Source organism: Methanosarcina sp. 2.H.A.1B.4, assembly GCF_000979385.1.
GTDB lineage: Archaea > Halobacteriota > Methanosarcinia > Methanosarcinales > Methanosarcinaceae > Methanosarcina.
This window is the reverse complement of record NZ_JJOV01000033.1, coordinates 1-21,466: the sequence shown is the minus strand read 5'-3', so window position 1 is coordinate 21,466 and position 21,466 is coordinate 1. Positions and strand designations below refer to the sequence as shown.

Sequence of the window (21,466 nt, the reverse complement as noted above, 5' to 3'; positions counted from 1 at the left end):
AATGTATATAACCCTCTCCGATATTATCGAAGGCAGTGATAGCAAGCAGAGGAGACGCACCGGAAGGAGAGTGGAAGCCGTGAAAAACACATTCATCCTTGGAATCGAAGGCACTGCCTGGAACCTGAGTGCCGCAATCGTGACCGAGACCGAGATCATTGCCGAGGTCACAGAGACATATAAACCCGAAAAAGGCGGAATCCACCCCAGGGAAGCCGCCCAGCACCATGCAAAATATGCAGCAAGTGTTATCAAAAAACTCCTTGCAGAGGCAAAAGGAAAAGGGGTAGAGCCTTCAGATATTGACGGCATAGCTTTTTCTCAGGGTCCCGGACTCGGACCCTGCCTGAGGACTGTTGCAACCGCAGCCAGGGTGCTTTCCCTGTCCCTGGGTATTCCTCTTATAGGGGTCAACCACTGCATTGCTCATATAGAAATAGGGATCTGGAAAACCCCTGCAAAGGACCCTGTAGTTCTTTATGTAAGCGGGGCAAATTCCCAGGTTATCTCGTATATGGAAGGGCGGTACAGGGTCTTTGGCGAGACTCTTGATATTGGCCTTGGAAATGCCCTTGATAAGTTTGCGCGGGGAGCAGGCCTGTCTCACCCTGGAGGGCCTAAAATCGAGGCATGCGCAAAAGACGCAAAGCAATATATCCATCTCCCGTATGTGATTAAAGGAATGGACCTCTCATTTTCCGGGCTTTCCACCGCTTCAAGCGAAGCCCTGAAAAAAGCCTCTCTTGAAGATGTCTGTTATTCCTATCAGGAAACAGCTTTTGCAATGGTCGTTGAGGTTGCAGAACGAGCCCTTGCCCACACAGGAAAAAAGGAAGTGCTGCTGGCAGGCGGAGTGGGTGCAAATACCAGGCTTCGCGAGATGTTAAACAAGATGTGTGAAGCCAGGGATGCAACGTTCTATGTGCCCGAAAAACGCTTCATGGGCGACAACGGGACAATGATCGCATATACCGGGCTCCTGATGTATAAGTCCGGAAATACCCTCTCCATTGAAGACTCGCGTGTGAACCCGAGTTTCAGGACCGATGATGTGAAAGTGACCTGGATAAAGGAAGAGGATATGAAAAGGGTCCCTGAAATCTCTCCTGAGACGTTCTTCAGGACTCCTCCCGGAGAAATGCTGGACAGTGGGGCTGAAGCTGTTGTTTACCTTGAAGATGGACCTGAAGGGAAGAAGGTGCTTGTTAAGGAAAGGGTCCCCAAGGTTTACAGGCACAGAGAGATAGATGAGAGGATAAGGAGAGAAAGGAACCGGGCAGAAGCCCGCCTGATGTCTGAAGCCAGGCGCACGGGAGTACCTACGCCAATCATCTACGATGTTGAGGAATTCAAGCTCAAAATGCAATTCATCGAAGGAGTCCCCATAAAGTATCTTATAACTCCCGAGGTTTCAGAAAAGGTCGGAGAACTTGTGGGCAAGTTGCATAGTTCAGGTATAGTGCACGGAGACCTTACCACCTCAAACCTCCTGCTCGCAGGCGAGAGGCTTTACCTCATTGACTTCGGGCTTGCTTATTTTGACAAAAGCCTGGAAGCCAGAGGTGTGGATGTCCATGTGCTTTTCCAGACTTTTGAAAGTACTCACCGCGACCACGAAACCCTTGTTAAAGCTTTCGAAAAAGGGTATGGAAGTACTTTTATAGATTCAGAGGATGTACTCCGGCGAGTTGAAGAGATAAAAAAGAGGGCTCGCTATGCATAAGATCGTCTTTGTTACGGGAAATAAAGGCAAGTTTGCCGAAGTAAGGGATATCCTCGGAACTTTCGGAATCGAGGTAATCCAGAACAAAAATGGTTATCCGGAACTCCAGGAAGATGAACTTGAACCGATCGCGGCTTACGGGGCACAGTATGTTGCAAACAAACTGAATATGCCTGTGATGGTAGACGACTCCGGGATCTTCATAAATGCCTTAAACGGTTTTCCAGGCCCGTACTCCCGTTTTGTGGAAGACAAACTGGGAAATCCTAAAGTGCTCAAAATGATGGATGGAGAAGAGGACAGGGCCGCATATTTTAAAACCGTAATCGGATATTGCGAACCCGGAAAAGAGCCCCTGGTTTTCCCTGGAATAGTGGAAGGGAAAATCGCATACGAAGAGCGTGGCACGGGCGGTTTTGGGTACGACCCTATCTTCGAGTACCAGGGCATGACCTTCGGGGAACTCGGGGACGAAGAGAAAAATAAGGTTTCCCACCGGCGCAGGGCTGTCGATAAGTTCCTGGAATGGTTTACCAGCAGGGCTTAAAAACCCTGCACTTTCAGAAAAATTGCCTGCAAAGGCCATTTTCTTAACTTTTTCTCTTTTTTCACTTAATTTTATTCTTCTATTCTCCTTTTTCATTTTATTTTATTCTTCCAGTTTGTGCTTGAGCATATCAAGGGCCACACTGAGCTGATTTAAACCCAGTTTCAGGGCGACAGTAATGATCTTGTTATTTGAAGTATGGCCGAACTCTCGTTTGATTGCAAATAGATCCATTATGCACTGCTGGTCCAGGACGAGCGGCCCATCAAGCAGATCTTTTGAGGTAGGCTTTTTGCCTTTAATATCGATTTTCTTTGGCTCGGTTTTTGACCCGTTTTCCGATTTTGTAGCCCCTTCTCCAGCTTCAGGTCCTTCTGGCTTTTGCCCGTGGACGTATTCCATTTGCTGGAGACAGTGAGTCAGGCAAACGTTTTTTATAAATTCTTCAACCTCCATGCCGTTAAGGGCTGCATACTTTTTGATTTCCTCAAGCTGCTCCTCAGAAAAAGGAATGCATAGCAGATTTTCCTCGCATTCTTCGTTTATCCCAAACCCTCCTGTGTGTTCCGATGAATTGTACTTTTCATTTTCAGTTTATCTTTTTATCAGGTTTATCTTTTGAGCATTATTTTATTCAAGGTTGCTTTTGTCAGTCGTCTCCTGTTATCTTTTAGCCTGCTCTTTATCTTCAAGTTTTCCTTTTAGATTTTAGCTGCCAGAAAACTTCGTCTTTCCATGTAAAATTTTTTATTATGTGGAAGTCATTTACAATTACATGAAAAAAATTATTTCCGACACTGTGGCCGCAGATACGATCCCCCTTAAACTCGTAGTCTATCTTGGGCTTCTGGCTGCAGTAGTCCTCCTTCTGGCCCAGGCCTGGAATATAGCCTCTCCTGTCCTTCAGGAAGCGGAGATTAAAGCCCAGGCAGAAACTGCTTCCCTTTCCCTTCTCTCGATCCAGGGAGGATATGCCCGAAACCCTGCAGACAGGTACAGCCCTGAGGGGAGCATGTGCACCCTGACCTTTTCTCTCCCGCCGTCTGTCAGGTACATCAGTTTCGGAGTGGACCCCGACCAGGAATGCAACGGCAACCTGACTGACTCCGGGTGGGTTCCGGAAAATAACACCCTTATCTACCAGTACAAAAACGGGGTTAAAAAGAGAGTGCTGCTTGAAGGAAACCCCATCCACTTTATAAAAGGCATACAGAATTCGGAAGGCATATGGGTTCCTGCCGGGAACCAAGAGGGCAATGAAACATCTTCGGTTCTCGAAAGCACAGCAGTTGTAATAGAATACCCTGTTTCAGGCGAGTTCCTGTTCGAAATGGTTACCCGGGACGGCATAAGATATACAATGACCCGGTTCTGAATATCAGGAAAAGCGACAATGTACCGATTTTTCTGTAAAATCACAAATCTCAAAAAGTTCTTGGGTAGAATATTCCAAATCGGAAGATCAATTTTTTCTATAGTGAGCAAAAACTTGATTTCGAATTTACAGCAAATTCGTGACACTGCCGAACCATCTATTGAGATAAAGAGCAAAATTCAGTAGTTTTGGCTGAAAAATAATGTATTTTAAGCTTGATAACATCCACCTTTTAAAAAGATGGTTTTTTTGTATTGTTATTGTCACAAATTTGCTGTAAATTAAAAGTTAATTTTTGTGTACTGAGTATAATCCTATGAACTCGATAGTGGATTTTCCATACAATAACTTCTATATATTTGTGATTCTACAGAAAAATCGGCACACTGCCCATTTATTCGATAAAATTACGATTATGTGAGAATAAATATAGTTATACAGAGTATGAATAATTATAAATTTTTATATATTAATGTATGTGAGTATACATAATAAAATATAGTTAATTATAGAATTAAAACGGAGGATACAAATGTCAGATGAGCAGCTAGAAAATATAAAATCATCGTCAGGTAAGACCTATGAAGCGAAATGGAACCCATACGAAAAAAAGTTTATGTTAAAGAGTATGAACGGCACTTGGGAAGGCACACACTGCACTCAGCAACCTCGCAACGCTGATGAAGCTTACAATAGCAAAAGCCTACGTACGCAGCAAATAAGATAGAAGCTATAATCAACAATGTTGAATATAAACTAATATGGCTATTAAATGCAGAAATATCTGCACATACAAAAGAATATGAATTTCAGCTCTTGTTTTTTAAGTCGTGATATTATGGGACTATTTGATAAATTACGTGGGGCAAAACGAAACCCGAATTCGGTAGACGAATTTGTAGAATTTGTAAATGCTTGCGCATCAGGGCAGATAGAAGATGTAGGCCGTATTCTAAAAGAAAATAAAAATGTAATTGAGATTCAAGACAAAAATGGCATTACTGCTTTGATGGTTGCGGGAGATCATGGCCACAGAGATGTAGTTGAGTTGCTTATTAAAGCTGGTGCCTATCCCAATATTCAAAACAAAAATGGTAACACTACCTTGAACATTGCAGCAGCCCAAGGGTATAAAGAGATTGTTGAATTGCTTATTAAAAGTGGTGCTAATCTCAATATTCAAGATACAAAAGGTAGCACTGCTTTGATGTTCGCGGCAACTGGCGGGCATAAGGATGTAGTTGAGTTGCTTATTAAAAGTGGTGCTAATCTCAATATTCAAGATACAAAAGGTAGCACTGCTTTGACTTATGCGGTAATTGAAGGGATAATAGATATTGTTGATTTGCTTATTAAAGGTGGTGCTAATCCTAACATTCAAAACAAAAATGGTTCCACTGCTTTGATTTATGCAGCGAAAATGGGACAGAAGGATATCGTTGAGTTGCTTATTATAGGTGATGCCAATCTCAATATTCAAGACACCGAAAGTCGCACTGCTTTGATGAGTGCAACAGTCTCGGCACAGAAGGACATCGTTGAGTTGCTTATTAAAGCTGGTACTGACCTTAATATTCAAGATACCGATGGTTCTACTGCCTTGATGTTTGCGGTCGCTAAGGGGGACAAGGATATTGTTGAGTTGTTTATTAAAGCTGGTGTTGACCTCAATATTCAAAACAAAAATAGTTACACTGCTTTAATTATTGCGACAGCTAAGGAGAATAAAGATATTATCGAGTTGTTTCCTAAAAATAATAAAACAGAAGCTTTTAGGGCAGATACAAAAGATAACATAATTGATTGCCATTATATAGAAGCAAAAAGAATGGCAGATGAAGAAGCAAGAAAAGCTGCAGAGGAAAGAGGGGAGCAAAAAAGAGAAGCACGAAAACAAAAAGCAATGGATATATTCTTCGATTTCCAAAAAGAGCTTCGCAATTCCATATATGGAGAAGGTACTTTGGCTAAGATACGGTCTGTTATGTATCAAATGTCAAATTTCACAACAGATCGACTAGATTTGACAGATGCTGATCTGGAAAAAGCTCAAACGATATTGGAAGATATAAAAACGAATTGGAAAAAAGTTGAGATGGAATGTTTTGTCGAACTAGAAAGTGAAACTAAAGAAAATGAGGACGGCAGAAAAGAATTGTGCAAAATAACACAGGGCACTTGCGAAAACTTTGAAGAAGTGGAACTTAGAAAAACAAAAACGAGAAGTGTCATGGAAGAATATTACGAGGATGGTAAAGAATCTGAATATTTGAAAAAACGTGAGCTGATTCAATCTTTTGCAAAGAATAATTATGAGAAACTTTCAGAGACTACTAAAAATACATGTAATGCACTAAGAGTTGAGATGAATAAGGAGGAAGTTAAAAATGCAATCGATACAGTTGGTAAAGTAATTAATATAGTCCTAACAGAAGAAAATACAGTAAAAAAGCTGAAGGAGGAAAAAATAATTGGCAAGAAGATGGCTTTTACCTTAAAACTGATAACTCCGATTGTTGAAAAGAAGTTAATTGTCTTAAAACCAATAACCCCAACTATTAAAAAGAGTTTAAGAGACAAGATGAAGTAAGAAAATACTCCTCGTTAAATGGTTCCAATTGTCATTAGCACTGTTTGTATTGGGTTTTTTATCAATTTGTTTGTAGAAGGTTATTATAAGATTGCAATTACGACATCGTCTTCAAATTTAAAGGAAAATTTTCCAATCAGAAAAATATACAATCATGTTGTCATACATTTGTGAAGTTAAATGTGTCTATTCAGATCGGAAATTATTCCTAAATTCAGGTATAAACTAACCCGATTGTAAAATATTTCATTCCAATTATAGAATCAAATGTAGTTTTGAGACAGCATGTTCCAACTAATTTTTAGGAGAAACATGTTTCGTGTAAACCAAAATCGTAATCTATTTATTTCAGTCGAATACCTCGCTAGCTTGCTGCGGGGCTGGAAAACTTCCCCGGTAACCATTAATGATAATAAGAATTATCAATTCCATTTTTTTTGTTTATTGACTTCTGCTGGAACTAAACCTTATTAAGTTTATTGTCTTCTTTTTTGGAATTTCGAGCAGTGGCGCGAACATACCCCATTACTTGCAGCGGGGTACGCCAGTGCAACTTTGATTTCCAAATCAGGATGTATAAAACTAGACGGCCTGCTTTTAAAAACTCTTCAAAGTACTTACTATCAATTTATTTTCACTAATAGCTGACTTTATATTATTGATGTTCCTTTTTTCATCGTTTAGTATTGTTTTCTCCTTTGAGATATTTTTATCAGGTATAATTGAGGCAAAAAGAAATATCGCACTCACTACTAGAATGATTTCAAATATTGTATCGGAGAGCGTTTCGGAGAAAAACCCGATTATAATTAATCCGATGGTCAATATAAAATATGCAACACCTGCATAAATTCCCCAGACTATACCACGAAATAGTGATGTCAGGATAGTAAACTCCTTATCTACGTCTGCAAATTTTCCAATTACTATTCCTATGCCCATGAGGGCACCTATAATATAAGGTTCATAAATTCCAAGATCTCCTCCTGGTTCAGAGTTCATTTTTATTATTTTGTAGAAACAAAATAGAGAAATTAGTGCAATAATAATTGTACCAAAATATAAGGCCGTTAATGTGCTCAATTTTTTATCTGTTTCATCTATATGTAAATTAGCATTACGTAAATTAGTCTCCAAACTGTTTAAATAATTCTTTGATGACCCCCTGAAATCAATTAATTCTCCTCTAATATTTAATACTGTTATATTTAGGTTTGTTATTCTATCCAAACTGTTTAAATAATCAAAATAAGAATTGTTTTTCATTTTTCTTTTAATTTCGGTAATGTCATTTTTTGTTTTTTCAATCATTTCGACAATAGACTCAGGAAGTTTTATAGTATTCGGTATATTTGTATACTGTTTAAAGCTGGTTTCTAAATAACTAAGTTCTTTCTCTGTTTTTAATCGCGTTTCCTGCAAAATATTGTCACGTAAAACTAAAACATGAGATTTAACGTTTTTAAACAAGGGATCATTCAAGACTCTATCATAATTATTTCGGTCTTCTTGTATGGCTTTTTTAAGAGAAGTAAGCATCTCTTCAACATCATTATCCAAAATATCACTCCTTTAATAGTGTTAGCTGTCGACAGGAGATATACCTTGCATATTGATACCCATATTCGGGAATATCATGTAACCTTGAACTTTCTTTTATTTCTTTGATAGCCATATCAATATCCCCCATGTAAAAATAAACCCAACTGATAAGATAAAGGCAATATGCTTTATAGACACGATTATTTTTGGGAACCGTTTGGCTCGCTATCATATAACTTACTAAAGCCTCTTTTAACTTATTTTGTTTTTCATATACATGTCCTCTTAAAAGATAAACTCTGCAATCATCTGATTTTAGATCTTCTGCTTTTTCGAGCACTTTAAGGCATTGATCAAATCGTTTATTATTATAATTGTTTAGTGCTTCATTATAACGCTGGCAATATTCAACAGTAAGAGAGTTGAGAAGTAATTTGCCTATACCTGTTAAAGCTTCCAGATTTTTTGTCATCAGATGCATATTTTCTTCATGATTATATCTAATCTCATTTACAACATCTTCAAGACCTTCGGTCATCGTTGTATCTATATTTCGTAAAGTGTCGCCATTTTTTTCTGAAACTGATTTTAGCTCCTTCAATAATTCAGTATGTTTGTCACTTTCCCATTTTGGGCAATAATCTGGAGAATGATCATATCCACAAATTTTACAAACAGTCATTATCTGGCCTCAATATTGTAGTACTGCGATTCCAAAGTATGTCCAATCGCTTGGCTTTTGAATCGATTTATCGATCAACGAATTTCCCTCTAAACAAGGGATTTATTTTGGAATCGATGTAGTAGTTTTCGCGTATAATTTTTTTGAGAATGAAAGATTATGTTTTTCTCGCAACCGAAACTTCTTTAATTTCACATTCCGAACCCCGGCACTCTTGTGACAATATGCTATACAAAAAGACCATCTTACTGATATAATATCAACAAAATGGTCAATAGCCAAGTATTGTTTTCCTATCCTGGCAGGGATTCGAAATATGGATTTAATCTTAATTTTAATATCTAATTCCTTACCTAGTGTCGTGTCAGCAGTAAAATGTCGTATAAATCAATTACAACTATTCAGAATCATTCAATCCTTGAGGATTGACGCGACACTAGTTGTGTACCTTATATTTTTAGAATTCTACCTGCAATATATATAAACGATAGAGAATTTCGACTCAGTACCAAAATCCAGTGACGAATGTAAAATTAAAAATCACTGGATTTTATAATTGGTTACAACTCTTGTGATAAATTCATTTGGATCGAGGTATTTAGGTATCGAATATTAAGTTTGATTAAAGATCTGATTGTATCCTCTTCAAATATGAGAGATTTTTAATCACACGAAAAATATAATAGTTTTGCATCCTCTTCTAATTCAAGGGAGAATTTTCCAACTAGAAAAATGTGCAACAATTTTATCATATAATTGTGAAGTTGAATATGCCTTTGAGCATGTTTTTCAGACTTAGCAAAATTCTTAAATTTTTAGCAAATATGTGAAAATTACTTTTACCTATACAATTTGAAGAGTATACAAAATAATAAACGTTTCGTTTTGTTAGTGTTACACTTCAAAAATATAAGAAAGGACAATATATAATAAGTAATTTTTTAAAATATTGTTACACATAATGGGTATTTTTGTCCAACCCCTCAAAAAGGCATAGAGAGTATTTTCGCCCATCCAACGAAAAAGAAATGTCTGAGTTGGTGTTTTGTTCGAAATGGTTACCCAGGACGGCATAAGATATACAATGGCCAGGTTCTGAAACAATAGCCAGGTTCTAAAATTAGGAGTAAGGAATCAGTACCGCTCTTGCCGGGGCACCATCGCAACCCTCAACCTTGAGCGGCAGGCACAGGAAAAAATACATCCCTGTATCGACTGAGCTGAGGTCAAGACATTCCACGATGTTCACGTTATTTGAAAGAAGCATGTGATGAGCAGGCAGGCTTTCTGAGGAGAGGCTGTCCACGGAAAATTCATCAATTCCTACTGTTTTGAACCCGTTCCGGACAATCCAGGTTGCAGCAGTTGCATCGAGGTATGCAGATTCCTCAAATTCCTCTTTTCTATCGGGTTTCCCTGCCTGAAAGCCAGGAATTTCGGGATTTTGTTCATTCCGGAAAGAAGCCTTTGTTTTCAGGAGGAGGATAGAAACGCGTTCAGTAATTTTCTGGTCATTATAAGCCTTCTCAAGAATATTGTCTGTCAATGCCCCATTTCTTCGGGATAAATCCAGAACAACCGCCTTACCCATAAGGCTCTCAAGGTCCAGTTTATCAACTGAAAGTCCATCTTTCAGGATGTGAGACGGAGCGTCAACGTGCGTGCCGGTATGGCTCCCGAAACTCAATCTGGATACTGCACACCCGTCCTTTTCGAGAGTACAGACCCTTTCAATTGAAGGCTCCGGGTCTCCTGGAAAAATCGGAGTGAGAGATGAAATAGGGACTGTAACATCTATGATATTTCCCTTAACTGGCATTTTTTCCGGGGCAAACATCTCGTTCCTACCTTGTCCTGACTTTTTTGGACTTTGTTCTGACTTCACTTCGACTTAATTCTCATATAATTTCATGTAAATAATTCTCATATAATTTTAGGTAAATAATTCTCATGTCATTCCATGTAAATAATGGATCTGTTAGTACATTCATCTATGCATTTCATGCAAAGGTTACACTTTTCAGGATCGATTTTTGCAAGCTCGTTTTCTTCATAAATGGCGCCCACAGGACAGACGTCCTTACACTTACCACACCTTTTACAACCAAAAACTACGACGTATCCATCCATCTCTGACATCAGTGAACCTTTGGTACCTTACAGATATATTAGTTTCTGATCCATTAATTTCTGAACCGGGCCCGAAAAAATTCCTTTTCATTTGGGAGATCTCATTCGGGGCAAGGGCCGGCATCCGGAAACAAGCCTTATATAGGACAAAAGAATATGCAGTCTCAGGTATGGAAAAGTTCACAGAAGATGAGACGGGCTCCTTTTGCAGTTACCTTTCAGAAGGCTGCAGGCTCTGCCAGCAGGGCGCCAAAATGGTGCTCTTTGTAACTGGCCTTTGCCCTAAAAGCTGTTTTTACTGCCCACTTTCCGATGAAAGGCGTGGAAAAGACCTGGTTTTTGCAAACGAAAGGCTTGTAAAAAGCGATGAGGATTTGTTGAAGGAAGCTGAGCTTATGGACGCCCTCGGGACAGGGATTACTGGTGGAGAGCCTCTACTTAAAGTGGAGAGAGTCCTGCACTACATCCGCCTGCTTAAGTCCTCTTTTGGAAAAGCTCATCATATTCATCTTTATACGTCTCTTGCTCCTGAGAGGGAAACCCTTGAAAAGTTAGCAGAAGCAGGCCTTGACGAAATCCGCTTCCATCCTCCACAGGCTGTCTGGGGAGAGCTCATGCACAGCCCCTATGCAGATACCCTGCGAAATGCAAAAGATCTGGGAATAGAAACCGGAATAGAAATTCCTTCCCTTGAAGGTGCAGAGAAAGTTGCGGCTTTTGCAGAGGAAATGGGAATTTTCCTCAACCTGAACGAACTGGAATTTTCTGATAATAACTCAAATGCCCTTCATGAAAATGGGTTTTCCCTGGAAACAGACATTTCCTGTGCTGCTGCCGGGTCCCATACTTATGCTAAAACTGCCTTTAGTACGTGCAAAAGAGTGCATTTCTGTTCTTCGACTTATAAGGATGCAGTCCAGCTGCGCAAAAGGTTTCAGAGGATTGCAAAAAACACAGCAAGAGAATTTGACGAGGTCACGGAAGAAGGCACTCTTATCTATGGGGTTATCAACGAAGGGGACCAGGAACTTGCAAAAGAGATTCTCAGGGAGATAGAAGTTCCTGACGAACTATATGAAGTAAAGGAAGGAAAAATTGAGATCGCCTGGTGGGTGCTTGAAGACCTTAAGGACGGACTCAAAGAAGAACTTGAACCCCTTGGAACAAAGCTTTTCATAATTGAAAGGCATCCTTTTGAAGACGGGCTGCTTGTAGAACTTATTCCTCTATGAGGGCATCTGCCCGGACTTTAATCCAAATTCCTTTTAAAGAAAGCAGGACAAGATTTTTTCAGCGGACATGTACATAGACAAAAATTTATAGAAGATGTGCCTTATAGAAGATAGACCAATAAAGTTTAGAGAGCTACTAATCTTCTCTCTGGTTTGATTAGATATGGAAGATTCTAAATGCTCTCAGATCCGTTTCGTGTGAAAAAATAAGCCATAAATTTGGAAAAGGGGGTCCTTATGCCATATCCGGTCGTACATGTTCTGTTTTTTTTGTTTTGCATCGGCGCGGTAGCCATATATGCTATAACAAAAGCGCTCTCTCGCGGAGAGCTCTCATTCAGAGACTCAAGGAAGCTACTATTGCTGATGTTTGTAGGTGGTTTATGCACTATGTTCCCGGATCTAATAGTTGTATATAATCTGCTCATAAACGGCACTTTACAACACTGCTGGGTTGGCCCGATCCCGACACATTCATTGCTGTTCAGTTCTACTGCAATTCTGTTCGGAGGGATTATCGGATATGCTGCATACAGGGAGCTCAATAAAGCGGTATACATGGCAATTTTTGCAGAATCTGCTTTCCTCACACACCTGCTGTTAGATGATATAGCTGAAGCATACTGTCCTTATCTATATCCGCTTTACAATGAACCTACCAGTGTATTCTCACTAATGAATGCAGAATTCACAGGGGCTGGTTTATTTCATTATCTGATAGCATCTTTTGCATCTGTGTTCTTTATTTTCATTGTAATATTAATGGCACTATTCGCTTTGAGTCGATTTGGATTTGAATTCAGTTACAGAGCTGAAAAATGATTCCGGACCTGGTTGAGATATTTAACAAAAAATCCTGGATAACAAATAAAAAATATTGGATAAAAATAACCACCCATCAGTATTAAAAAATACAACGAGTGGATATATAAAAAAGTAAAAAAATTAAAAACCTGTAAATCAGGTTTTGAGATCCCCTACGCCATCAAGCTTTTTAACTACTCGGGCCGGATAACCCAGAGCAAGGCTGTTTGGAGAGATATCACGGGTAACCACAGATCCAATACCAATTATCGAGTTATCCCCTATCTCGACTCCCTGGGTGATTATACATCCAGGATTTACAGAGACTCCACTTCCTATTTTTATGGGATCTATAGTCCTCGGATATGCCTGTCTTGTGGTCAGGCTGCCTCTGGAATGAGCTGAGAGGATGCAGCGGTCTCCTATTTCAGAGTAATCTCCCACTGTGATCATTTCAGGGTGAAGCCTGTCAAAAACCACATCATAGCCGACATATACGTTTTTTCCGAGATTCACGCCTCGCATTTTATGAAATTTCGCTCTCCATGAAGGAATCGGAAACCACGAAGCAACACGTTCCAGAACCCAGTTCTTAAAGTACTTCATTCCAAAGACGAGTTTATTGCTATGGTAATGATCAGCTACTTCATTAAAAGTTACTTTATCTCTGTTAGATATCACGGTAGTCATGGTGATGCCCCCCATTTTGCGGTGAAAAACACCTGGCACTTACTTTCCATTAATCTTCCACCGATAAATATATTTCCTATAGTCAGTCTTGAACTACATTAATTGAAGTTTGAACCATATTAATTGAAATTTTAGAGCATACAATTTTGAAAGAAGTTATATTATGATTATCTTATCATGTGATGATCTTATCATGTGATGATCTTATCATGTGATGACCTTATCATGTGATGATCTTATCATGTGATGACCTTATCATGTGATGATCTTATCATGTGATGATCTTATCATGTGATGACCTTATCAGGTTTTACTTCGGGTTACAATTTTAAGGAGTAAAGACTTTTTTATTTCTACCGCATCATTCGGACACAGTTCACGACAGCAGTAGCACTGGATACATTTTTGCTGGTTGATTGTGAGTGTCCTGCCCACTTCCTCAATTGCATGCGCTGAACAGTTCAAAACACAGGCTTTGCAAAATGCGCATCTTGAGGTGTTGATAAAAGGCTTTACAGTTAACTGCTTTCGAAGAATTCCAATAAGAAAAGACGGCATGTAGGCAGTAATTCCACCTTCCGGTCTTTTAAACCTGAGATTTACCTCCTGCAGAGGCACTCCTGCAACTTCCGGATGCCTGGTGCCGAACCCTCTTGAGAGCGCAGCTTTGTTTGTAGGAACTTTTAAAGGGTCGATTCCTATGAGCTCAGAGGCTACGATATCCAGAGCTACACAGTCATAACTTGCCATGACCACGCCTGCAAATACAGGTGTGCCATTCGAAGGTCCATTCCCTTCCATTCCAAAAACGCCGTCCATAACTGCAAGATGAGGCTTGGCGATAGAGTAGATATCGACAACAGCATGTCCAAAACGGTCACGATCTTCCAGGGCATGTGCCTGCTTTCTTATTTTCTGAGGCACTGCCCCAAAGAAGTTTTTGACAGCCCCCGTATAGAGTGTCAGTTCATGCGTCTTGAGTTTTGGAAGTGAGATTACCACATCAGCCTCAAGGACTGCTTTTGCGATGTACAGGTGTGGGAAATGCCTGGCGTTGGGAACAGAGACCTCGGTGTAACCTGAGGTCTCAAAATTAATCAGCTCTGCACCGACAGCGGATGCGGCACCTTCAATTCCCGATGCACGAAAAGCCTCCGTTGTCGTGGTAGAACCCGGTTTCGCAATCCCTGACCCGTCCCCTATAACAGGAATACCTCCTGCTTCCAGGACCAGTTCACACATTGCAGAGACTATTGCAGGATGAGTGGTGACGGCATCCTCCGGAGGCCGGATCGCAAGTACATTGGGTTTAAGAAGCACGCGATTACCCGGAGATATAACGCTCTCAAGCCCGCCTATCAGGTTGAGTGCCTCCTTAATTGCACCTTTTACACCTGAATAGTCGGAACAGCGTACAATGGAAACTCTGGTGTTCATAAAACCTCAGCAGGAAACCCCTGAGTCTTTAGCTCAGAGGTAGTTGACGCTTATCCTTCAGAATTGCTGATTGAGTTAACGTTGACTTCGAATGTTGATTTTGTTGACCATTAAGAGGAAAAACCCTCAAATGGCTTTTCTGGCAGGCACCACATTTAATGAAGCATTTGCTCCATGTGACTTATATGCCCGGATAACAGATTGGAGGAGCAGCTCGTGTATACTCTGTGCTATCTCTTACTCTGTCAACGTGCCTCCAGGCTTTTTCTATAGTATCTCTGGGCAGACCAGTGTTCTTTTCAGTGATCTCTAAAGACAGCTTATGTTCCTGAGCATACAGGAGCTGATCCAGGATGTGTATGGGCATACGCCAGTAGAACTCCTCATCAGTCGTATAATGGCTCCATGTGTCGGCACTTGGCGGGCGCTTTATAATTTCCTCATTTACCCTGAGGTGTTTTGCCAGAGCATAGATCTGAGTCTTATAGCAGTCTGCAAAAGGTTCGAGATCTACACCTCCATCTCCATATTTTACAAACTGGCCAAGGACAAGTTCGGTCTTGTTGGTTGTGCCGCAAACAGCGTAATTCATCTTTTCGGCATACATATACTGGACTATCATTCTGGACCGCTGCTTAACATTCTGCAGCCCTATCAATTCCAGATAATCGTTTGCTTTCAACCTGTGCCTGGCAACCGTTTCCCCGTCTTTTATCAGCCTGATATGAGGAACATTCAACAATCCCTGATTAAGGAAATCAGGCAGCACAAGTGAAGTGTTATGTATTTCGGGGTCGTATTCCGGACAGGTCCTTTTTATTATCTGTTCCTTTTTGTTATAGATGCCAAGAGACTCAATGATTGGAGAAATCGGGACCTCCTCATATGAAACTCCCAGGCTTTCACAGATTTCTGCCCCCAGGGTTTTGCTTGAAGGAGCAGATTCTTTTTCAGGGAGGAGAAGGCCGTATACGTTTTCCTTGCCGAACTCCTGTACGCAAAGCGTAAGGGCTACAGCTGAATCAATACCCCCCGAAACCCCCAGAACCACTCCTTTTTTCTTAAAAGCCGTGATCTGACCTCTAATAAAACCCCTGAGTCTTTCAGCAAGCTTATCAGCATCTCTGTTCAATTCATCCATAATCTGCGTATTACTGCTGTCCGTTGACCGCCCGGTATTATTTTTTGATAACTGCGCGATATTACCCTCTGTAGTCTGCGCTACGCTACTCCCGGTTATCTGCATAGTATTACTCCCCTGATCGATTATTTGTTATGGTAGTTAGTTATACGTTTAAACGGTATGCAATTATATATTGAATCCCCGGATCATTTATAAAAAATAACTGGGCATATGAAGAATAACTCTTTGCTGAAAGAATATCGGATTAAACTTTCAGCCGGCTCTTTTATGAGTGATTTATCTTTATTTCAAGTTTCTCTGCAGCTTCCTCTATCAGCGGCTGCGATAGTTCTTGGTGAAGTTTTTCCAGCCCTTCTTCCCTTGACATTTCCCCACTTCGGACAAGCCCTGCTATGTCAAAGGCATATGGATGGAAGCCGTACTTTTCGAGGTGATTATGGCATGCAAAAGAATTCAGCGTGCAGTTAGTTGAATTACTGTCATTAAGGTCGGGAGCTTTCCACCCGAGCCCCATTACTGTTTCAATAACTTTGTCCTCACTATATTCCCACAGACAGAGCGGATGCAGAATGGATGGAGCAACTTCACCGATATTTTTAATGACCTCATTTTTAACGAGGAACTGCTCATCCCTGTCATCAACACCTATTTTTTGAAGCTGCTTTTCAAAAAGATTCCTTGACCATTGTATAAAATTAGCTGATAGATTGATTATGGGATTGGGCGACTGTCCTGCTGTAAAGGCAAATACAATAAAAGGCGCGTTCTGAACTATGGCCTGTTCCAGCAATTTCTGTTTGATGACGCTGATGCAGATATTGCATATGTCGCTTGCCCTGTATTTGGCAAACTTAGGAAACGCATCAGAGGATTCGGCTGCCTTTCGGAAGAGCTCGTACAGGACCTCTGTTTCCATTGTCAGCTTAAAATAGTCGCATCCTGTAATCTCACACATTTTCTTTGCATTTACTACGGCATAATCTGAAGTGAACCCATTATCAAACTGGACAGCAAGTACTTTCAGGAAAGGATAGTCTTTTTTGAGTTTGTAAAGTGTGTATGAAGAGTCTTTTCCACCTGAAAGTGCAAATATCACATCATAATTGCCCCTGCCGCTGTATTCTTTGAAGAGTTCTTCAATCCTGTTAAGGTACTGATCCTTTTCCTGTGAAGAAAGAGGGACATAAGTCTCACAAAAATGGCAGAGCCCGCTTTCTTCGTTAATTTCTATGCCCGGAATATCCGAATTCAGAACACACTTTTTACATGCTAGCTTTGACATGCTGGTACTCCTCTATAATGGACCTGTTGGAGATTTTCCCGTTCTCGCTCAGCGGAAGATGGTCAATGAAGAGGATCTCCCTGGGGTACAGGTATCCCGGCAGGTTCTTCCTGCAAAAAGCAAAAATTTCATCAACTTTAGTTTCTGGAGTTGGTATGACCATGAGGCTGATTGCGTTGCCCATAAGCTCATGGGAAACAGGCACAACAAAAACGCTGGAAACCTCATTGTTGTTCTCTATCTCTTTCTCTATTTCTCTCGGGTTAACCCGGTGGTCGCCTATTTTAAGGAGGTCGTCCTTACGTCCAAGCAGCCTGAGGTATCCTCCCGGAAGTTTCTGCGCCAGATCCCCTGTATGCATCCATCCATTGATGATCTTCTTTTCAGTTGCCGCCTCATCATTCAGATAACCCAGCAGGATATTATCTCCCCTGGCAACAAGCTCGCCTGTGATATCAGGTCCCATTGGCCTGTTTTCAGAGTCGAAGACATCCAGGGTAACTCCTGGAATTGCCTTTCCTATCGTATCTATAAATTTGTCCACGTCTTCTACTGGCAGGTAGGCAAGCCTTGCTGTGGCTTCGGTCTGGCCGTACATCGGCAGAATCTGCGTACCCGGACTTAACTCCCTGATACTCCGCACTATAACACTGTCCATGGCTCCGCCGGCAGATGCGGCGGTCCTGACATTCGCAAAGGCTTTTTTGAACCTTTCCGGGTATCTAAGAAGAATGCGATAGGTACTGGGCACTCCATAGAATATGGATACTCCGGATTCAATGAGGTTAAAAACCGGGTCTATGAAATTCATTGTTCCGGTGTGGATTGATCCTCCAGCCATCAGGTGGGAATTGATTATTGAATTCCCAAAGGCGTGGTGTGGAGAGATTACCAGGGCTGCTTTATCTTTTGGGGTTATGTTAAGAACCTCAATTATTGATCTGGAATTTGATACCAGGTTTTTATCGCTTAACATAACTCCTTTAGGAGTGCCTGTTGTGCCTGATGTATAGAGTACCAGCCTCAGTTCGGGATTGTTTCTCTCGAGGATCGTTCTTTTGCTGAGGGTCTCCACTGCAGTATCATCTGAAACAACGATCACAGTTCCAAAGCGCTCAAAAAATCCATCTCCAAATCTTAAGTACTGTTTTTTCGTTGCAATTATGTTATTAATGCATGCAGCATCAAGAATTCGTTCAAGGCTTAACCCAGGCAATTCGATTGGCAGGGGTATTGCGATGTTGCCTGACCGGTATACTGCCATAAGTACCTTTATGTAGTGAATGCCGGACTCAGCCAGTATTGCAAATCTGCAGTGCTCAAAGTCATTCAGAGATGAGGCAATTATGCTTATATCCTCATCAAGACAGCTGTAAGAAATAGAATATTTACCCTCTTCAAGGGCAGTCTGGTGAGGAGTTTTTCTGGCGTTTTCAGTGATATAAGCATCAATTTTCATAACCATTCACTTCGCCAGTCTGGTTATCAGGTCAGTGATTCCCTGTAGAGAATCGAAATTCTCCGGAGTTAGCATATCTTCAGGAATTTCGATAGAATATGTTTCACAGATATAATCTATCAATTCGAGTAAACCGATAGAATCTATGATGCCGTTCTGGGTGAGAGAGTCACTGTCTCTAAGAACAGTTTCCCGCTCCATGAAAGAATTATCCTTCAAATAATCAAGTATGCCATTCTTTATCTGTTCCATACAATCTTACCCCTGTACTCAAATAAGATCATTAATCGCACGTAATACACACTTTGTCTATAGTAGTTGAAAGCCCCACAGGTAATTATGTAATACAACTATATAAATAATCTGAAACAATTAAGTGCTAAAAAATCATTGGAAAAAAAGAGATTCAAATGAGCTTAGATGTATCAGGTTATGGCACTCGATTCATACAGCTTTAAAAAAATAATAAAATTATTCAAAGAAGTTAAAAAGGGTTATTCCTTGATCTATTATGCCTTTTTACCTGATTTGATCAAACATTCTTGCTTCAACCATAGTTAATTTTCTCAAGGCGACTTATATTAATAGTATGTGGATCCGAATCAGTAATGACAGAAAAGATGTATTTATTGTCTAATAAATAGCTTAAATAACAGATATTATTGAAGTTCGGCTCTTTACTGAGAATGGAAAATATATTTTTATTAGAAAACTTACAATAAGCCTCTTTCATAGTCCATGTCCTCAAAATGTCGGCGTCACTTGCAGATTTTACGGTGCATGAAGATGTTGTTTGAAAGTATTTTAAAGTATTTTTTAGTGTTAGTGATCTTTTAATTTCGACATCAATACCAACCTCAACCTTTGATATTGCAAGAGTTAAAACATTTTCAGAGTAGGATATGCAGATGTGCAACTCTTTATGGTTGAGTATATGGACTTCTCCGCACTCGTCTTTATATGTAGAGATATCCAGGACAGAACTTTTGTTAAGGAGATGGCATAGAACATGTTTCAAAACCATTCTGGAGACAATATATCTTTTTTTGAAATATATTGTATGAAGTTTTTCAAGATATTCTCTTTCGGTGCTGTTGAGACATTCCATACTCAATGTGTCATAATTATCCAGATCAATAAGAAAGATAAGAACATCGTTTTGTTCCCATAAGTGGGGTATATTTTCCAGAGGAACGAAAGAGAGTGTCATCAAATTCTCAGTATACATGCAACTCACAGTATATTTACTACAATTGACTGTATATGAAAGCTCATATTCATAACTGGTGAAAAAGAGAACAGGACTTTATATTTTCATTCAGCCAAAAATCCGAAGTTCTATGGTGGTAATTCCCCCCAAAATCTCCGAAGCCACGGAAATTTACTCTGTTTATAGATAATTTTTATCTTTATCCTTAATGCGTCAATCTTTACCCATCAATTTTTATTTGCTATATTTCCATCAACCTTAATTCATGGCCCTGCCCTGAAACGGCGCGGGTATCATGAAAGTGTTATGGCTCTTCGTCATTCCCTATGGATAAGATGATTTTCACTACAAGACCTCGTTGGTTTTTATGAGGATATCCACACAAAACAACGAAGAGCCGAATTTATTTTGAATAACAGAAGAAAGCCCCTGAAGGGAAGAAGAGAAGAACGAAAAAATACCTGATAAGTCAGGGCAAATTCTCTCCATATTCTCCAAACTCCGATGAATTTGTGGATATCACAAATTATATTTTTATTAAAAATTAATATTATTTTTTTTAAAAAATATATATAAATATGGCATAGAATATAATAATTGTTATAAAGAGGGGAGCCTTCAAAGAAAATGGCATGGGAAGACCAACCACTTCCAAAGGAAAGAAAAAAATTCCCTGAAGTATATTTTGAAATTTAATAATAAAAATTAAATATATTTGAAAAATAGAATTTACGAGGGCCCCAGACACCCAAAATAGATGAATAAAGTTAGGGAAAAAACACAAAAAAGAGAAAATGATTAATAGTAATAAAAAAGACGTATGTGAGTAAACATTTCATAAGTGGGGTGGAATGTTACTAAGTAAGTTAAATAATGGACCATTTAGTCATTAAATAATCAATAGTTCAATAGGTGTGACCTTAAAAAATTTTTAAAATATTCTGGTAGATAGCTCTTGCTTTAAAAAATATAAAAAAATAAAAGTTCCAGAGGCCCTATCCACCCTGAATATAAGGATACCGGTGTGTATACAGAAGAACTACCGACATTAAAAAGGTACACTGAATTTGAATACCTGTAAAAAGGCCACTTACAGACATACGGATACGATCCACGTCGGGGTATACAGATAAACATAGTATACGGAGTGGATACCATATTCGAACACTATCAACACATGCATGTGGAGTAGAGCATGTGGGGTGAATAAGTGTGTATAAGGGCTTAGTAAGAAGCGTGATAGTGGATACTGTCCACGTTTGCATAAGAAATAGATAGTGAAGAAAAATTAAACTCAAATAAGAAATGGGAGAGGTATAAATGAGGAAAATATTTTCGGGGCTTCTTGTTTTTATGCTCTTACTATCATGCACCGTGTGCATGGCTGCTGCTGGGCAACAGAATTACGGCGATAATGGAGAAAAAGATAAAAAGCAAGTTGAGAGCGGAGACGATTCAGTAGGGGACTCAGATAAGGAAAAAGACAACGGATCAGATAAAGAAAAGGACAACGGATCAGATAAAGAAAAGGACAACGGATCAGATAAAGAAAAGGACAACGGATCAGATAAGGAAAAAGACAACGGATCAGATAAAGAAAAGGACAACGGATCAGATAA

Annotated in this window: 19 protein-coding genes; 7 read left to right on the top strand and 12 right to left on the bottom strand. The window is 39.8% G+C overall.

Features of this window, described 5'->3' with window-relative positions; translation table 11 throughout:
* Position 1: 1 nt before the first annotated feature.
* Both EO92_RS05415 and EO92_RS05410 read left to right on the top strand, forming a co-directional pair.
* Complete coding sequence (locus EO92_RS05415; protein WP_048160549.1) at positions 2-1,723, top strand: bifunctional N(6)-L-threonylcarbamoyladenine synthase/serine/threonine protein kinase; 1,722 nt, start codon at positions 2-4, stop codon at positions 1,721-1,723.
* A complete protein-coding gene (locus EO92_RS05410; RefSeq protein WP_048160551.1) occupies positions 1,716-2,270 on the top strand; it encodes an XTP/dITP diphosphatase in 555 nt (184 codons plus the stop codon). Before EO92_RS05415 ends, EO92_RS05410 begins: the two co-directional genes overlap by 8 nt.
* 102 nt (positions 2,271-2,372) lie before the next feature.
* Here the strand turns inward: EO92_RS05410 and EO92_RS05405 are convergent, their stop codons facing one another.
* Positions 2,373-2,726, bottom strand: coding sequence for a hypothetical protein (locus tag EO92_RS05405; protein ID WP_048169874.1), 354 nt, complete (start codon positions 2,724-2,726; stop codon positions 2,373-2,375).
* 319 nt (positions 2,727-3,045) lie between these two features.
* Here EO92_RS05405 and EO92_RS05400 point away from each other — a divergent pair, with 319 nt between their 5' ends.
* On the top strand, positions 3,046-3,645 hold the full coding sequence (locus EO92_RS05400) for a hypothetical protein (RefSeq protein WP_048169961.1): 600 nt from the start codon (positions 3,046-3,048) through the stop codon (positions 3,643-3,645).
* An 802-nt stretch (positions 3,646-4,447) separates the two neighbouring features.
* Positions 4,448-6,235, top strand: coding sequence for an ankyrin repeat domain-containing protein (locus EO92_RS16995; protein ID WP_235283204.1), 1,788 nt, complete (start codon positions 4,448-4,450; stop codon positions 6,233-6,235).
* A gap of 597 nt (positions 6,236-6,832) precedes the next feature.
* Here the strand turns inward: EO92_RS16995 and EO92_RS05385 are convergent.
* From EO92_RS05385 to EO92_RS05370, 4 genes are all read right to left on the bottom strand, one after another.
* Positions 6,833-7,795 (bottom strand): hypothetical protein, encoded by a 963-nt coding sequence (locus EO92_RS05385; protein ID WP_048169870.1) that lies wholly within the window; start codon positions 7,793-7,795, stop codon positions 6,833-6,835.
* Positions 7,796-7,799: 4 nt separating this feature from the next.
* Positions 7,800-8,459 carry a hypothetical protein gene (locus EO92_RS05380; RefSeq protein WP_048169868.1) on the bottom strand — a complete coding sequence of 220 codons (660 nt, stop codon included), beginning with the start codon at positions 8,457-8,459 and terminating at the stop codon, positions 7,800-7,802.
* 1,120 nt (positions 8,460-9,579) lie between these two features.
* Positions 9,580-10,296: a cyclase family protein gene (locus tag EO92_RS05375; protein WP_048169866.1), complete on the bottom strand. Its 717-nt coding sequence runs from the start codon at positions 10,294-10,296 to the stop codon at positions 9,580-9,582.
* Between the two features lie 116 nt (positions 10,297-10,412).
* Positions 10,413-10,589, bottom strand: coding sequence for a DUF362 domain-containing protein (locus EO92_RS05370; RefSeq protein ID WP_235283203.1), 177 nt, complete (start codon positions 10,587-10,589; stop codon positions 10,413-10,415).
* 170 nt (positions 10,590-10,759) lie between these two features.
* Between EO92_RS05370 and EO92_RS05365 the strand changes: the two genes are divergently transcribed.
* Positions 10,760-11,821: a radical SAM protein gene (locus tag EO92_RS05365; RefSeq protein ID WP_048132241.1), complete on the top strand. Its 1,062-nt coding sequence runs from the start codon at positions 10,760-10,762 to the stop codon at positions 11,819-11,821.
* Positions 11,822-12,058: 237 nt separating this feature from the next.
* Positions 12,059-12,643: a metal-dependent hydrolase gene (locus EO92_RS05360; protein WP_048169864.1), complete on the top strand. Its 585-nt coding sequence runs from the start codon at positions 12,059-12,061 to the stop codon at positions 12,641-12,643.
* Positions 12,644-12,781: 138 nt separating this feature from the next.
* Here EO92_RS05360 and EO92_RS05355 read toward each other — a convergent pair whose 3' ends face one another.
* From EO92_RS05355 to EO92_RS05325, 7 genes are all read right to left on the bottom strand, one after another.
* Positions 12,782-13,330 (bottom strand): acyltransferase, encoded by a 549-nt coding sequence (locus tag EO92_RS05355; protein WP_048132220.1) that lies wholly within the window; start codon positions 13,328-13,330, stop codon positions 12,782-12,784.
* 288 nt (positions 13,331-13,618) lie between these two features.
* Positions 13,619-14,752, bottom strand: a complete 1,134-nt coding sequence (locus EO92_RS05350; RefSeq protein ID WP_048169862.1) for a DUF362 domain-containing protein — start codon at positions 14,750-14,752, stop codon at positions 13,619-13,621.
* Positions 14,753-14,933: 181 nt separating this feature from the next.
* Positions 14,934-15,998: an NAD(+) synthase gene (nadE, locus tag EO92_RS05345; RefSeq protein WP_048169860.1), complete on the bottom strand. Its 1,065-nt coding sequence runs from the start codon at positions 15,996-15,998 to the stop codon at positions 14,934-14,936.
* Positions 15,999-16,161: 163 nt separating this feature from the next.
* Positions 16,162-17,178, bottom strand: a complete 1,017-nt coding sequence (locus tag EO92_RS05340; RefSeq protein ID WP_048169857.1) for a hypothetical protein — start codon at positions 17,176-17,178, stop codon at positions 16,162-16,164.
* The gene (locus EO92_RS05335; protein WP_048169957.1) at positions 17,159-18,637 is read right to left on the bottom strand and encodes a class I adenylate-forming enzyme family protein; all 1,479 of its coding nucleotides are present in this window, start codon (positions 18,635-18,637) and stop codon (positions 17,159-17,161) included. The genes EO92_RS05340 and EO92_RS05335 overlap by 20 nt, the downstream gene beginning before the upstream one ends.
* 6 nt (positions 18,638-18,643) lie before the next feature.
* Positions 18,644-18,889: an acyl carrier protein gene (locus EO92_RS05330; protein WP_048160569.1), complete on the bottom strand. Its 246-nt coding sequence runs from the start codon at positions 18,887-18,889 to the stop codon at positions 18,644-18,646.
* Positions 18,890-19,184: 295 nt separating this feature from the next.
* Complete coding sequence (locus EO92_RS05325) at positions 19,185-19,847, bottom strand: 4'-phosphopantetheinyl transferase superfamily protein (RefSeq protein WP_235283202.1); 663 nt, start codon at positions 19,845-19,847, stop codon at positions 19,185-19,187.
* A 1,320-nt stretch (positions 19,848-21,167) separates the two neighbouring features.
* Here EO92_RS05325 and EO92_RS05320 point away from each other — a divergent pair.
* Positions 21,168-21,466 (top strand): hypothetical protein (locus EO92_RS05320; RefSeq protein WP_048169854.1); only part of this gene is annotated, 299 nt, incomplete at its 3' end.